The 14,459-nt window shown below is 41.5% G+C and carries 17 protein-coding genes and 1 pseudogene; 5 read left to right on the top strand and 13 right to left on the bottom strand.

Translation table 11 applies throughout. From position 1 onward, the window contains the following. Nucleotides 1–321 precede the first annotated feature (321 nt). Both NX845_RS00995 and NX845_RS00990 read left to right on the top strand, forming a co-directional pair. Nucleotides 322–1,263, top strand: coding sequence for an MBL fold metallo-hydrolase (locus tag NX845_RS00995; RefSeq protein ID WP_065681241.1), 942 nt, complete (start codon nt 322–324; stop codon nt 1,261–1,263). 36 nt (nt 1,264–1,299) lie between these two features. Continuing rightward, nucleotides 1,300–2,454 (top strand): DUF1566 domain-containing protein, encoded by a 1,155-nt coding sequence (locus NX845_RS00990; RefSeq protein WP_208774055.1) that lies wholly within the window; start codon nt 1,300–1,302, stop codon nt 2,452–2,454. Between the two features lie 306 nt (nt 2,455–2,760). Here the strand turns inward: NX845_RS00990 and NX845_RS00985 are convergent, their stop codons facing one another. Beyond that, nucleotides 2,761–3,522 (bottom strand): nucleotidyltransferase domain-containing protein, encoded by a 762-nt coding sequence (locus NX845_RS00985; protein WP_102446918.1) that lies wholly within the window; start codon nt 3,520–3,522, stop codon nt 2,761–2,763. A gap of 71 nt (nt 3,523–3,593) precedes the next feature. Continuing rightward, nucleotides 3,594–4,256, bottom strand: coding sequence for a DNA alkylation repair protein (locus NX845_RS00980; protein ID WP_017095882.1), 663 nt, complete (start codon nt 4,254–4,256; stop codon nt 3,594–3,596). A 204-nt stretch (nt 4,257–4,460) separates the two neighbouring features. On the opposite strand from NX845_RS00980, the gene NX845_RS00975 reads away from it, so the two are divergent. After that, complete coding sequence (locus NX845_RS00975) at nt 4,461–4,982, top strand: type II secretion system protein (protein WP_102446920.1); 522 nt, start codon at nt 4,461–4,463, stop codon at nt 4,980–4,982. Between the two features lie 87 nt (nt 4,983–5,069). Here the strand turns inward: NX845_RS00975 and NX845_RS00970 are convergent, their stop codons facing one another. The 7 genes from NX845_RS00970 to NX845_RS00940 form a co-directional block, all read right to left on the bottom strand. After that, nucleotides 5,070–5,603 carry a GNAT family N-acetyltransferase gene (locus tag NX845_RS00970; protein ID WP_102446921.1) on the bottom strand — a complete coding sequence of 178 codons (534 nt, stop codon included), beginning with the start codon at nt 5,601–5,603 and terminating at the stop codon, nt 5,070–5,072. 2 nt (nt 5,604–5,605) lie between these two features. Beyond that, entirely contained in the window at nt 5,606–6,142 is a 537-nt protein-coding gene (locus NX845_RS00965) for a GNAT family N-acetyltransferase (RefSeq protein ID WP_102446922.1), read from the bottom strand. Between the two features lie 50 nt (nt 6,143–6,192). Then, a complete protein-coding gene (locus NX845_RS00960; RefSeq protein WP_102446923.1) occupies nt 6,193–6,588 on the bottom strand; it encodes a DUF3465 domain-containing protein in 396 nt (131 codons plus the stop codon). Nucleotides 6,589–6,646: 58 nt separating this feature from the next. After that, the gene (locus NX845_RS00955) at nt 6,647–6,898 is read right to left on the bottom strand and encodes a TIGR03643 family protein (RefSeq protein WP_017067224.1); all 252 of its coding nucleotides are present in this window, start codon (nt 6,896–6,898) and stop codon (nt 6,647–6,649) included. Between the two features lie 124 nt (nt 6,899–7,022). Then, entirely contained in the window at nt 7,023–7,544 is a 522-nt protein-coding gene (locus tag NX845_RS00950; protein WP_102446924.1) for a GNAT family N-acetyltransferase, read from the bottom strand. Between the two features lie 146 nt (nt 7,545–7,690). Further along, nucleotides 7,691–8,503 (bottom strand): hypothetical protein, encoded by an 813-nt coding sequence (locus tag NX845_RS00945; RefSeq protein ID WP_260256408.1) that lies wholly within the window; start codon nt 8,501–8,503, stop codon nt 7,691–7,693. A gap of 203 nt (nt 8,504–8,706) precedes the next feature. Next, on the bottom strand, nt 8,707–9,132 hold the full coding sequence (locus NX845_RS00940) for a hypothetical protein (RefSeq protein ID WP_260256407.1): 426 nt from the start codon (nt 9,130–9,132) through the stop codon (nt 8,707–8,709). A 527-nt stretch (nt 9,133–9,659) separates the two neighbouring features. Here NX845_RS00940 and NX845_RS00935 point away from each other — a divergent pair. Together NX845_RS00935 and NX845_RS00930 are read left to right on the top strand one after the other, a co-directional pair. Continuing rightward, entirely contained in the window at nt 9,660–9,851 is a 192-nt protein-coding gene (locus tag NX845_RS00935) for a hypothetical protein (protein ID WP_004734640.1), read from the top strand. A 205-nt stretch (nt 9,852–10,056) separates the two neighbouring features. Then, nucleotides 10,057–10,476: a BLUF domain-containing protein gene (locus NX845_RS00930; RefSeq protein WP_017079037.1), complete on the top strand. Its 420-nt coding sequence runs from the start codon at nt 10,057–10,059 to the stop codon at nt 10,474–10,476. Nucleotides 10,477–10,668: 192 nt separating this feature from the next. On the opposite strand, the pseudogene NX845_RS00925 reads toward NX845_RS00930, so the two are convergent. The 4 genes and pseudogenes from NX845_RS00925 to NX845_RS00910 all read right to left on the bottom strand — a co-directional run bounded on the left by NX845_RS00925 (nt 10,669) and on the right by NX845_RS00910 (nt 14,425). After that, a pseudogene (locus tag NX845_RS00925) lies at nt 10,669–10,904 on the bottom strand (hypothetical protein). 120 nt (nt 10,905–11,024) lie between these two features. Next, nucleotides 11,025–11,528 (bottom strand): membrane integrity-associated transporter subunit PqiC, encoded by a 504-nt coding sequence (locus NX845_RS00920; protein ID WP_108214282.1) that lies wholly within the window; start codon nt 11,526–11,528, stop codon nt 11,025–11,027. Then, nucleotides 11,528–13,153: an intermembrane transport protein PqiB gene (gene pqiB, locus NX845_RS00915; RefSeq protein ID WP_260256406.1), complete on the bottom strand. Its 1,626-nt coding sequence runs from the start codon at nt 13,151–13,153 to the stop codon at nt 11,528–11,530. Before pqiB ends, NX845_RS00920 begins: the two co-directional genes overlap by 1 nt. A gap of 24 nt (nt 13,154–13,177) precedes the next feature. Further along, nucleotides 13,178–14,425, bottom strand: coding sequence for a paraquat-inducible protein A (locus tag NX845_RS00910; protein ID WP_240513388.1), 1,248 nt, complete (start codon nt 14,423–14,425; stop codon nt 13,178–13,180). Between the last annotated feature and the right edge of the window lie 34 nt (nt 14,426–14,459).

Here is a 14,459-nt window from a genome sequence, read left to right as displayed (position 1 = left end):
CGAGTATCGCTTTAACTTAACAATAGTCTAATATCTCAAGGGTATTAATATTGCTGCTCTCGGTAACTCACGACAGCTCGGCGTGATCTTATTGTATGAGGATGACCCACTCATGAATGTCACTTAGAACGTCCTTCCCTCTCCCAAGATTCTTGTATTATTCAATTTAGGGCCTAGATAATAAACTCATCATTTTTATTAATATTTATAGCTTCTGTAAAGGTAAGTAAGTGATACGTAATGTTCAGTAAAGAGCGTGTTATTTATCTATAGTAAACCCTAAAATGCAATGAGTTTACTAACCTAGAATTAGAGGCTCTCATGGATGAACTGAAGCGAAGTGTAATTATCATTGCCGCATTTGGCTTAGCTAATATAGCGTATGCTCAATCCCCCCAAATGAATACCACCATTATAGGCTCCGGCTCTCCTGATTATAATCCAGAACGAGTCAGTGCTGGTGTGTTAATCACTCAAGGGGGCACTCAAATCTTGATTGATATGGGAGACGGCGTTAAACGTAATTTAGAAAAACATGGTGTCGATGGGCGTAAGATGAACGCCATTCTTTTCACTCACCACCACTTAGATCACAACGCCGACTTTTCTCTTATATTCACTTCCACTTTACTTGGTCGTGGAGACTTTCTTGTTGCTGGACCTAAACAAACGAAAGATTTTGTCAACAATAACATTAATTTATATGACCAAGATCTAGATTACCGCCTTGGTAAAACTCAACGTTCTTTAGATGAAAGGTTAGATCACCTTACTATCCGTGAGCTAAAAAGTGGTGACCGTTTTAATGTTGATGAAATAAAAGTCTCGACTCTTTCTGTTCCGCACACCATCGAATCGATCGCATACAGATTTGATTATCGTGATCAATCCGTTGTCATAACAGGAGACTTGAGTGCTGGCCCTGGCGTTGCGAAATTTGCTAAAGATGCCAACTGTTTGATCATTGACTCAGGTGGAATGATCATGAATAAAAGAGGGAAGAAACAACGTAATAAGACACTCAAATCAGAAAGAAAAAATGGAGCCCAAAAGGGTAAGAAACAACATGCTCATTTAAATATAAAAGAATCCAGTCAAATAGCAGCAGATGCCAATATTAATAAGCTTGTTTATACCCACTTTGTACTCGGTAAAATTGATAAGTCCGCGAGTATGAAAATTATCGAACAGCAATATAAGGGTGAAGTTATCTTTAGCGATGATCTTATGTCATTAAATTGTGGAAACAAAACGACTAACTAATAAATACATAACGAATTCACATTTATAAGGATATTTATGTTTACTTTAATACGAAAAGTTCTTATCACAACTGCTTGCTGTGCGGCTACGTCTCCTTTTGCCCAAACAGCACCAACGACTTCCAATAACTTAGCCAGTTATCCTGTCGTTTCAATAGACAGCACTCAGTATCAGAATAACAACGACAACACTGTCACCGATAAGATCACAGGCTTGATGTGGCAAAAAAACTATAAAGTGTTGAGCTTTAAAGATGCCATTGAATATGCAGAATCGGCGAATATTGGTGATTATAACGATTGGCGAGTCCCAAATATAAAGGAATTGTATTCACTAATATTGTTTACAGGCATCGATGCAAGTAATCGAGATATGTATACGGTTCCTGATGGCGCAAAGCCTTTCATTGATATCGATACCTTTGATTTTGCTTACGGTACTAATGGAAAGCGAGTAATTGATTCACAGTATCTAACCACATCTGTTTATACCGGTAAAGTTATGGGCAAAGACAAAGCGGTCTTTGGCGTTAACTTTGCAGATGGACGAATTAAAGGGTATCCACTTGTCCACCCACGCACCAAACAAGAGAATAAGTTCACGGTTCGTTTAGTTCGTGGAAATATCGATTACGGTCAAAATAACTTTCAAGAGAACAATGACCAAACAGTCACTGACCTTGCAACACGACTCATGTGGGCAAAACAAGACAGTAAAAAAGCAATGGATTGGTCAGAGGCTAAAGAGTGGATAGGTCATTTAAACGCTGAAGAACACTTAGGTCATAGTGACTGGCGTTTACCCACTATTAAAGAACTTCAAACGATTGTCGATTATACCCGCTCGCCTCAAGCAACAAACTCTGCTGCAATTAGTCCCGTATTTTCAATTTCCTCAATTAAAGATGAGCAAGGAAAGCTGAACTACCCTGCATTCTGGAGTAGTACCACTCACCTCCGAGTAGGTCCAAAGTCTCAGTCACAAGCCGCCTACTTCTGTTTCGGCGAATGCTTAGGATACATGAAAAGACCACATTCAAAGACCCGCACTCTACTTGATGTACATGGCGCAGGCGCACAACGAGCAGAACCTAAAACAGGAGATGCAAAAGATTACCCGAATGGACATGGCCCCCAAGGTGATGTCATTCGAATTGAAAACTATGTTCGTGCTGTGCGTGACCTATCTTAGTTAGTATTAAAGGAATAAAGCGCCAGCAGAAACAACAGTTCAACTCACCTTAAAAGCCTTTAAAAAGGCAGGTACGTGTAAAGTAAAACTGTACCATCGTGCACTCACTTAGTGGGATGATGACCTCATCACCCACTAAGTTGTACTAATCCAATCTCGATAACAGAGCACCAAGGCTTAAAACTGCCCAACTTCAAATGACTGTGCATAATACGAATCACTTGTGACTCATATTCATCAGATTTTTTCTTAAACAGTTACAACGACGGCTACGTTTACGTTTACGTTTACAGCAAGTGTAAAATCTTAACTTAGATTAATTTCTTTGCTCAGCCTTTCATACAATTCAAAAGCTTCTGTTTTAGATATCAAATTTCCGAGAGCGTATTGATGAGCTAGCTCAATATCGTCGCTTTGATTGGAGTAATAGCGCTTGGCGACTGCAGCGCACTGGCTCAGATTGGTGTACCAACTGCCGTCTTGCTCGGCCACAAAATAATACGCCGCTCGCACTAACTTTTTACCAATTACCTTAACGATATCCGCATCAGTCATTGTTTTGAAACTCGAGGGCATTTGCTTAAGAAAAGTCGATAAATCGCCATTAAGAGCTTGGGCTATTTCATTACTGGGCTTATATCGTGGAAACTTTATAGATAGATCATTCCCCCAAATACAACAGCAACAATGCTTGAGCCAAAACTGCCAATGGAATTCTTCGTTGGGCTGCAGAACCTCTGAGAGAGACCCTGGATCAATATCAAGCTTAGTCACTTGAGGATAGGTTTGGGGTATGGTGTCGGAAAGTAGGTTAAATACTTCCTTTTCTCTCTGACCAACAGGCGTAGCGAGTACGATAGAAACATCCAAATCAGAGCTACCAACAATGGCCGTTCCTCTAGGCACGCTTCCATACAAGTAGATACCATCAACTTGACCTGGAAGTTCTCTTAGCAGCGAATCAACGACTGCTGACACCACGTCTTGAAATTCAGGCGCAATGTTCTTTGGCGAATAAAAATTTTGAATGAACCCTTCTCGATCGAGTCCTCTAGTTTGTTCTTGCACCTTGGGTTCCTATTTTAATCGTTATAATTAATCGCACCGGATTCTGATGATGATTTGAGGAGTGCCAGTGGTTAAAGTAACATTAACTCTCGCTTAGTTTTATCGTCCAACTTTTCAATCGCGTAGCGAAAAGCAACTCTCGGTATTGCGGTATGCTTAGCGTTTAAATAACCAGTAACCTGTTGAGGTTCCTTTTTACTGAGGACTTTAAGCATCCAACCATATCCTTTCTGCACGAGGTCATGTCCATCTTCTAGCAATAGGTCTGCTACACAAAGCGGAGCCAACGCTGAGTATCGATTCTGATTGATCGGATAAATTAAGATGACAGCAGCAGCTCTACGTACAGCAAAATTCGAATGTTCGACCCATTTGGTTGTGAGTTCGAACAACTCATTGTATTGAGACAGTAACTCACCAAACGCATGAGTGCAGAAGTCATCACAATCATTCCAGTCAGTGACATACTCCATTAACCAATGCTCAAAGATTGGAAACGTTTCTTTCGAATATTGTTTTCTTACTCTAAAAGCCCAGTCGTAAGCAATAACACCTAACGCCCAATCCCTTTCTTCAAGCAATTGAGTACACAGGGACAAAACATTTGAGATATCTTTGTTTTTGATGGTTTTAAAAACGAGCGCCGATATAGATCGAACCTGCCCTGTTTTAACACTAGCCTCTGGATAACCAACGTCTGAAAGATGAAGCTTTACCGTTTCAACGATATTCATTAATTGCCAAACCTTCATAGAACTAAAATTAATATCAAAGTGAGATACACAGCACTTAAACCATACGCATTGAATTTATAAAATATAAGTTACCTTAATCACAACATTCATTATTGAGCATTTAAATTACCACTAAAACAAGGATATTCCCTTTGGTAAGAGTAACTTATAATGCATACTAGCGGCCTTAAAAAGAGGTGCTAAATGAAAAAGAACGGTTTTACACTTATTGAGCTTGTTGTCGTTATTGTGATCCTTGGAATACTCGCCGTAACTGCTGCTCCAAGGTTCCTCAACGTAAGTACTGATTCTCATATTGCAGTTGTGAAAGGCACTGGCGCTTCTTTTAAAACAGGTGTCGATTTTGCCTATTCAAAAAATTTAACCTCAAACGGTGGCGGTGCATCTACGAATGTACCTATCTATGATGAATCTGCAACAGGTCAGCTCGATTTCAATGAATGGGGATATCCAGCCCAGCAATGGTACGCAGAAGAAGACTTTCCAAGACTGGACAATACCGAAGATTGCATTTCGGTGTGGGGCGCTCTACTTCTTGATCCCCCTAGTGTTTCTAGCTTTAATTCGCCTACAGATACAGACTACATCGCTGAATATATACAGACGGATCAGTGTATCTATCATTATCGAGTCGTACCGGGAATTTCCATTGACTACAACTCAATGAATGGTGACGTCACTGTAGACGATGAGCCAGATAACTAAGCGCTAAATGTTGGTCTTTCAGAGTACTTGGGAATTTACGGTTTCTCTCAATAAAAGTGCCACACATTAAGAATCAACAGCACACATTTAAGACTGGCTTATTTTGGCGTAAACGAGCGTGCTGTCCATATCTCCTGATGGCAAACGTCGATCATTGGCTAAGCGATCTTCAAGTTGATAGCCACATCGTTTGGCCACGGCCTGACTTTTAAGATTCGAGCCTGCCATCCTAATTTCGACTCTTTTCGCACCTTTTTGAGTGAATGCATATTCTTCGATAATTCGGACAGCTTCACTCACGTAACCCAAGCCCGTTTTTGATGTTTGCAACCAGTAGCCGATTTCAAAGTAAGGGACAGTATCGTCTCTGATCATAAAGCCAATAGCCCCGATAAATGCCCCTGTTTGCTTTTCAATAATATTGAACCAGAACTCGCCAGTAAAGTTGGCGAAATTATTGGTAGCATCTTGAATGTTAAGTTCTAGCTGCTCTTTAGTTAGAGAATCAGAAACCCAAGGTAAGAATGGGGAAAACTCGGCCTTGCACTCATTTATCACCTCACACATCTCTTCGCTGTATTTTAATGATGGAGGGGTTAATTTGAGCCTTTCACTTTCCATCACTAAGCCTTTCCCCAATCAGATCGAACAACCGCCAATACAACTGTATCCCACCATTGACCTTTGAAGAATCGATGATCTTTAAAACACGCTTCTTGTTTCATTCCCAGTGACTTACATAATTTAATCGCAGCCAAGTTCTTGCTGATGGTTTCAGCGTAGATACGGTGTATGCCTAACTCTGAGAAACCAAAATCAGCGAGGGCTTCAGAAGCTTCTATAGAAAGCCCTTTTCCCTGAATTTCCCTTGAGAAAGCACAGCCCATCGAAGCTTGTTTATCGCCCCCAAGGCGCAAACAAACGGTTCCAATAAACTTCCCCGAGTCTTTGCTTTCAACCGCTAGCTGATAGGACTGGCGAGGCACTTCCAAAGCCTGCGCAACAAACAACTGAGTTAGCTCTCGATATTTGTTAGGTTCGCAATCACTTTCATCATAGAAACGCTGATACTTTGCGTCTTGAGAGATCGCAACAAAGGCACACTCGTCTTCGATACTCATATCTCGAAGAATCAACCTGTCAGTTTCCAGCTTAAACATCAAAATTCCTTTTTATCTTATAGCCTTGAAGGGAAAAGTCTCGGAGGTGTTTACTCGTATACTTTCCCGTTATGCTTCAACCAACCATGAGTGTGATGATTACGAGGGTCTTTGTGCGTCCAGTGCATTACGCCACCTTTCTTGTTCCATTCATATTCACCATAAAATTCAACTCGATCGCCCTTTGCCAGTCCCTGAACACGAGGCGCTAAATCAATATTATGTGCGACTAACAAGGTTTGTCCGCTATCGAGTTGCAAAATGAATTTCTGATGTCGAGAGCCTTTATTATCATCTGGCAGTACTCGATACACCGTACCTGAGCCACGTACTTGAACATCACTTTGATGGTTTTCGTAAGCTTGCTTAAGCCGCGTATCATTCGCTTGAACATGACTGATGCCGAAACTAAGCAGCACTATAAGTAGAGCGAAAAATTGTTTCATTCCTTTCATTTCCCATATCTGTGTGTTGATTTGGGATACTGGTTGGGCATCCCCTCTTTTAACGATGCTTGTACTGAGTTGGACAATAACCTCTCGAAACGTCCGAACTGCGTAGTTTTACATGCTTGGTCGAGCGCCCAGAAACACGTGAGCGCCACAGCTTAAAACTGCCAAGCTTGAGATGGCTACGCATAAAACGAATCACTTGCGATTCATTTAAACCAAATTGGTGCTCTATTGCCTCAAATGGCGTTCGGTCTTCCCACGCCATTTCAATAATTCTTGATTCATTCTCTTTGGATAACATCATACATACTCTTCCTTAATAAACTGGGAGAAATACGCTCGTCTTAGATTTAAAGATCACAGGGTTACCACTTTGAACTCCACGCCTTATAAAGTTCAATAAAACAACAAACTAACTCGAATTATGGCTATTTGCTTTCCAGCCACTCAGAACGTAATAGGCCATACTTAATCGAGTCATAGTACTCGCCTTGGTAATAACGCACTTTTCTTAGCCTAGCTTCTTGCTGGAAGCCTAATTTGAGGGCTAGTGACATCATCCGCGGATTACCCGACCAAGTGGTTAAACCGACACGCTCTACCTGCTTGTTATCGAATAGGTAAGAGACCCAAAGAGGAAGAGCTAACGCAGCAATACTCTTCCCCCAATAGTCGGAGTTATAAATGACCACTCCGGCTTCAAGCCAACGTGTCTCTTCACACTCCCAATAACAACTGACAGTTCCTACAGGCACATCGTCTACAACCACCAACTGTAAGTCGGATCCATTGAGTAACCGTTGAAACGAACGGCTTTCAAACTCTTCTAGTGATGGGGGTGAGTATGGAAAATAAGGGCCGTTAAACTTCGTCCACTCATCATTTGAGATAACCAAAGCATAAATAGCGGCCAATTCGCTGGGCATGGCGGGCCTAATACTTACCTGCATTTTCTCTCCTTGGTTTGCTGCTTAGGTTTGGTTCTTGGTCTAATTTCTAGAGGGATTAGTCGCGACCACAGCAGTCATTAATCTCATAATAACCATTAATAATAAAGTAACTAAATCAGATGACTACCAATCTAGCAGCGAGGCAATCATGGGGTTAAATAAGCTTGTGCGAACTCTCTAAGCACTCTCGCATTATTGTGGTATTTGCTATCCCCGCACTTTATGTCATCCACTCTGATGTCCGGGCTGGAATAAGCAGGTATAACATCTCTCTCATAAGACATCACTGTCCCTCTGTCAGCACAAATTGCACCGAAGGAATATTGAGGAGCTCTTGGATACGTTCCAGAAATGTAACTTTCGATACTATCAAAATCTTTCAATAACGTTTTATAGTCATGATTAGCAGCACTTAAATGGCCAATTTCATGCTCCATTAAGTAATCAGGACAGTTTATCGCTAAAGAAAAAAAGTAGGATACCGAAGATGACATACCACAATAATCAGACTCAAAGCTAAAATTATAATTAGAAAATACTATCCCAGTAAAAATGGGGACGCCGTCTTCTGTTGTTTCTGGAATCGGTTCTTCCATCGATAATTTTAATAACCTCTCTGCTGCCCCCAAATCTTGAAACCAAAGGCTGTCGATTTCAGACGTATAAATCACCTTGGTGACTTTTCGCGTCATAGGAATGCAGGAGTTTTTCAACACCAGATTCGAATAGCTTTCCCATGTCGCTATTTTAGAGGCAACAAATGCTTTGGAATATTCGGCTAATACAGATTCATCAACATAAAGATGGATCTCTGTATTCAAAGCCTCGCTCTGTGCACAAGTAGGAAACTCTATGGTTTGAGCATTGGAAAATCGGCTAAAGCTCAACACCATAATCAGAACATAACCAACGACCCGGATGAGCCTTTTGAAGAAACTCTTATTTACTTGTGTATTCACCGCCACCGTCTCCCTAAGTTCAAAGTCCTAAAGACCATTATAAATGCCGTGACTTAAGATTCATAAAGATCACCATTACCAACATCGTCGTTGGCGTACAAAAGTAACCTGTTCTATCTATGTTTTTCAGAAAATAAAAAGCTCGCCAACGAGTGACGAGCCTTGTTTATTATTAAACCTAACTTATTACGACACCCTGCTTACTAAGAAACTTGGTCTCGTAACGTCAATTCAACGTTTTTCAACACTTTGAACTCTTCTCGAGTACAACCGCGCGCCACGGAAACCCAATGGTCGCCAGTTTCATCGGCTCCTTTAAACTCTGCACGCAACTCATATCTTCGCCATGTAACAAACGCCAAAATAAAGGTCAGTGCGAGCATCGGTAAACCGAACTGAGGCACGAATGCCCAAGTCGCAGCCGATAGGACTAAAGCCAACGAAACAATATTGATTGCGTTTTCTTTAAGACCCAATTGACGAATTTCTAACTGTTTGATTTTACGTAAGCTATACACATCTTTCTTAACTTGGAGTTCGTTAGAGCTCACCAGAAAATCTGATGCTTTGTATGACCTACGAAGTCGCACTAAATTCGCTAACCTGTTGCGTGTTTGATTCTTTTTCATCGCCTTTCTCCATGTTATTAGAGGTTAGTAAAAACTAATATAATCATGAAGTTAATGAACGAGAGCTTATTTTATAAATCAAACTAATATTAAAATCAAGCTTATGCAATTAATAACACTTATAACAACACCGTCTTACATTTTAAATTTCAATATAAAGAAGGCTCATTAAGGAATCTACTCATCATAAATCGGTGTACTTTAGTTAAGTTAGATATAGGCCGATAGTGATTCCGATAATCGACCGAACATACTAAACGGCGGGCATGGTTCACCTTGCTTTGTAACTACTTATTTCAAAGAGATTTTTGCAATGAATCTCACGCTCTAGGAATGCTGAACCACGGTCACATAACGCTCCATATTTCATAATCAGAACAACCACCACCCGCCTTGATCATTGATTTTCTGAATACCAAAATCATTCAATTGAACATATCATCATAGCTTATCAATTAAGCAATTGATCTCATAACAAAGAGACTGTACGCTTACGTTATGCACACGGTTACCTAATGGAGATCACGATGAATGAACTACTGACATGCGCTATGGAACAGAAACAACGAACAACAGTGACGAGTTTATTCGCAAGAAATGGATTCAAGATCGCGGCTACTGACTTTGATGATGTGACTTTCGAACGAGAGAGTGTGTTGGTCAATGTTCGTTTTGATGCGTCTTCAAACGTTGAATCGATTTCAATTCTAAACAACTAACGAGCTCACAAGCAGGTCGCTAAAATAATGAATGGCCAACATTCGAGTCATTTTAGCGTATCTTGCGACCTGCCCTTTTCTACTTCATCCCCATCCTCTTCTCTTCCAAAAGCCACCGAGTGACAATTAAATCAATAACTCGCAATTCCATGAGCTTGGCTTATATTTATCAATACCCTTTGAACAAAAATTCGAAATGATGCCTATGTTCCTAACTCGGTTAATTTATGTCAGTACGCTTTCCGAATGTTGTGATTCCAAAGCATTGGAGGAGATACTCGCTATCTCGCGAGATCATAATCGGCAGAGCCATTTAACGGGGCTTCTCAGCCATAATCAAAAGTACTTTCTTCAATGCATTGAAGGGTCTAGAGAGGCCGTTAACCACACGTACAATCATATTCTTAACGACGAGAGACACAATCACGTCGCAATACTTTATTTTAAAGAGATTGATAGCAGAGAATTTGGAGATTGGTCGATGGGAGACATTCCGCAGTCCAATTTAACCGAGCTGTTGAATTTACAGTTTTCAACATCTGATCAATTTAACCCGTACGAAATGTCTGGCGAAAGTGCTTATCGAATGCTTTTAGAGTTAAAGCAAAATTTGCCATCTGAGTGACAAAACTCAACTTGGAACGATTACTATAGAAGAACCTGCGACCAAATAAGGTTTGTCATTTTGAGTTTAATAAAAGGTTAGATGTGCATCTCACCTTTATTTTAGGACAAGAATTTAAACATAAAAGTCCGAGTTGAGCATTTTCAATATGCTCAACTCGGACCCTTAAACAATTAAGTTCTACGCTCTTAATTAATCTCGACGACCAGTCAACTCAATCGCTTGATCTTTTGTATCAATTTGGAATTTCAAACCACCAGAAGATGCTTCATTGCGACTTTGTAATACAGGTTCTGATTCAACACGCTCTACATTAGTCTTATTTGGCGCAGTTAGGTTCATGTCGATTGTACCTGTATAATTGCCGTCTGCCGCCAACGCAGTATTCATGGAAAAAGCCATAAGCCTAGTGCGATTAACTTGTTCATACGTCACCTCTGTATTTCATCATTCGTTTTTCTTTCGATAGAGTTACTTTAGCCATCAACAACCAAACAAATGAGGAAAACCGAGATTTACCAAATTGAAAACAGCCCTAAGAATTAGCTTTAAGGCAATTGCGTCTGTATCTCAGATAACACCTCATCTAACCCTTCACCTAGGGCTTCAACAAGTGCTTCATAACCTGCTTCTTTCAAGGGTACTTTTGATTCGAAGTCGGCACGCGCGAGCTCTGAGCCTTGCTCGCTCAATACCCAAGTTCCTTTCACTTCTGCGTTTCCGGTATAAGAACCATTGAACTGCTCAAAGGTTATCGTCAACTCTCTTTCAGGCTCTCCCGATGTATCAGAAGTATTGACTCGCTCTTCAAGCAACCCTTCAAGGTTTTCCGCCCAAACGTGTTTACGCGCAGACACCAATTCATTTTCAGACTTGCGATAAGCTATTCCTATCGTGTCGAGGTAATCCGGCAAATCAACACTAGTTTTGACCTTAAAGATGGGCTTATCCAATGTACTTTCAGGCAAGAGGTAGGCGTTAGTACCATCAGTAGGCGCTGCGCACCCCAAGAGCCCGACTGACACAACCAGTGATATAAATAGCTTTCTCATTATTCCACTCCCTTAACTGGAATCGGGTCTTCTTCTACTTCACTACCAAACACCAACGCATTCGGTTTGTCGTTCAGCACTTTAATCAGTGGGCGAAGCTCTTTTAACACATGTTCTAACTCTTCAGATGCACTGATCAATTGCTTGTAAGCGTCGGAGTCATCATCGTAACTTTCTAATGTCGCCTCAAGTTGCTTCATGGTGTCACTCAGATCTTGTGGTAACGCTTTTGCGCCCTCACTACCCATCAGTTGATCGACACTCTTCAAGGTAGTATCTAATGATGCAAGCGATCCGTTTAAATTGGCGATAGTCGCGTCTAACGGTAGCTCGTTAATCTTGGTTAGGAAATCGGTGAGCTGATTTTGAATTTCGGTTAGACCACCCGCGACGACTGGGAACACAGGGTAACCATCAAATTCTCTGGGTTCGTAAGTCTCCTCATCTTCATAAAAATTAATGTCGACAAACAGCGCTCCCGTGAGCAAGTTACCCGTTTTCAAGGTTGCTCTTAACCCTTCGCCCATTTGCAGCTTGACGCGTTCAGCAAAGGCTTCGGCATTCACGGCTCTAAAGACTTCAGAAACTCGTTCTATTTCCAGCTTGATTAAGATAGGAATACGGTTCGAGACCTTGCCATCTTTATCCATGCGAATTTGTAACGGCACCGTATCCACAGTGCCAATCCTAACACCACGATACTCCACTGGAGCCCCTTTCCTTAAACCTCGAACCGATTCTTCAAATAGCAACACATACTCGATCGATGTCGTGTACTTACCTTGTAAAACCGCGTCGTAATTGTCGTACAGTGTGTACTCTTGAAGGTTCTCTTTTATCTGCAATCCAGGCTTAATACTCTCGGCTACATCAAAGCTCACACCACCAGTCAGGATGCTTTCTATTGATGCAAAGTTGACGTCTAAACCATTCGCACCAAACTTCACATCTATTCCAGAAGATAGCCAAAACTGCGTTTTTTCGAAAATCAGACCATCATAAGGTGCAAAGATAAACAGTTGGTATTTACCCTCTTTCTTTTCATAGTCAAAGCTTGTTTTCTCAACCCGACCCACCACGAAGCCATGATGCAAGACAGGTTCTCCTACACGCAGTTGATTGGCCTTATTATGTGAAACCACCACACGAATTCCTTTGGTATCTGGTCCCGCGACGGGTGGTGTGTCTAATACATCGAACTTCAATTGAGACTCACTCGATTTACCCGGCTTCAACTCAATGTACGACCCCGACAAAATAGTCTCAAGCCCACTAATGCCATCGGTGCCGACATGGGGCTCAACCACCCAAAACTGGGTTTCTTTATTGATCATGCGTGAGGCTTTCTTGTCTATCTGAGCTTTGGCTATGATGTATTCGTAATTTTCACTCAGCGCGACATCCGTAATAGTGCCCACATGTACATTTTTAGACTTAATTGCTGTCTTTCCCGCTTCGATACCTGAAGCATCAGGCAAGATCAAAGTGATCTCTGGTCCGCGATTGTTGAAGTACTGAAACAACATCCAACAGCCGACCAGAACCGCGATAATGGGCACAATCCAGACCGGAGACAATTCATTTTTTTTTGATACTTTCGCATCTGACGCGCTTTGTTTTTCCATATACCCCACACCTCTACCGAGAGATTATTTCCATATAATTCGAGAATCAAAAATCATTGCCGACAACATAGTGAAAATGACGACGGCAGCAAAAGACAAAGCAGCAGGCCCAGGATAAATCGCCATCAACCCGTCTAATTGAACCAAGGCAACCAGAATGGCAACCACAAAAATATCTATCATTGACCACCGACCAATAAACTCAGTAACACGGTATATTTTGAGAAATCGAGTCGCTTCATCAACAGGTAAACCCTGAACCCTTTTTGCATTCCAATACAAGTATGCGAGCGCAATCATTTTTGCCATCGGTATAAACACACTGGCAAGCAAGATGATCAAAGCGACTGGGTATGACCCCATATTCCACAGAATGATGACACCTTCGATGATGGTTGAACCTTCACTCGTCCCGAATGCAGACGTATACATCATTGGGTATAGGTTTGCCGGGATGTAAAAAATAATGGATGTGAGTAATAGAGCCCACGCTATCTGAAGGTTTTTGGTTGGATTAAATCGGTGTAGGTGAACATGACAACGAGAGCATTGACTAAGTTGTTCATCGTACAAGTGAACCTGCCCACAAACATGACAAACCAAATGGTCGTGCTTTTGAAAAAGGCTACCCGTTACCGATTCATGCAACGGCTTAGGTGGGATCAATCGGTCCCAGATCCAATCAAAATCAACCAACGAAATGGTTTTGACCACCAGCATAGCGTAGATACCAAATGCCCAAAATGATATGCCCATAGAGACATCGGCTAGTGCTGCTATTTTAATCAAACTAACCAACACACCAATCAAAAATACATCCACCATGAGCCACGGTTTAACCCAGCTCAAAGTCTTTAAAATGAAGATCGCTAAACGGCTTAGGTTCGGCGAGTGGGTGCGCTTTTTTTCAGTCAACGAATAGAACCAGATCGCGCTAATCAGAAAATAAGCAGGTAAGAAAATAACGGCAAGAAATAAGAGTGCGGCAATCAGTGAATTATCTAACCTATTCATCATATCCACGGCTTGATAAAGGGTTATTTGTTGACTGATACCTTGGACGCTAAATGACATGTAGGGAAAAGTAAGACTCATCACGAGTGTGATCAAACTGGCCACTGCGTAGGCCATCACTCCTTGTCCCTTACTCGCACCGATGCTGCACAATGTATGATGACAACGAGGGCACGACGCCTCACTGCCCGAAGGTAATTCCCGGAACTGGCTGACTAACCCACATTCGATGCATGACTTGGTACAAAGATCAGACAATAACGGCACCTCTTAGCGGTTGATAAGCAACTAG

The organism is Vibrio sp. NC2 (assembly GCF_025195005.1).
GTDB classification, from domain to species: Bacteria; Pseudomonadota; Gammaproteobacteria; order Enterobacterales; family Vibrionaceae; genus Vibrio; species Vibrio splendidus.
This window is presented reverse-complemented; position numbering and strand designations above follow the sequence as displayed.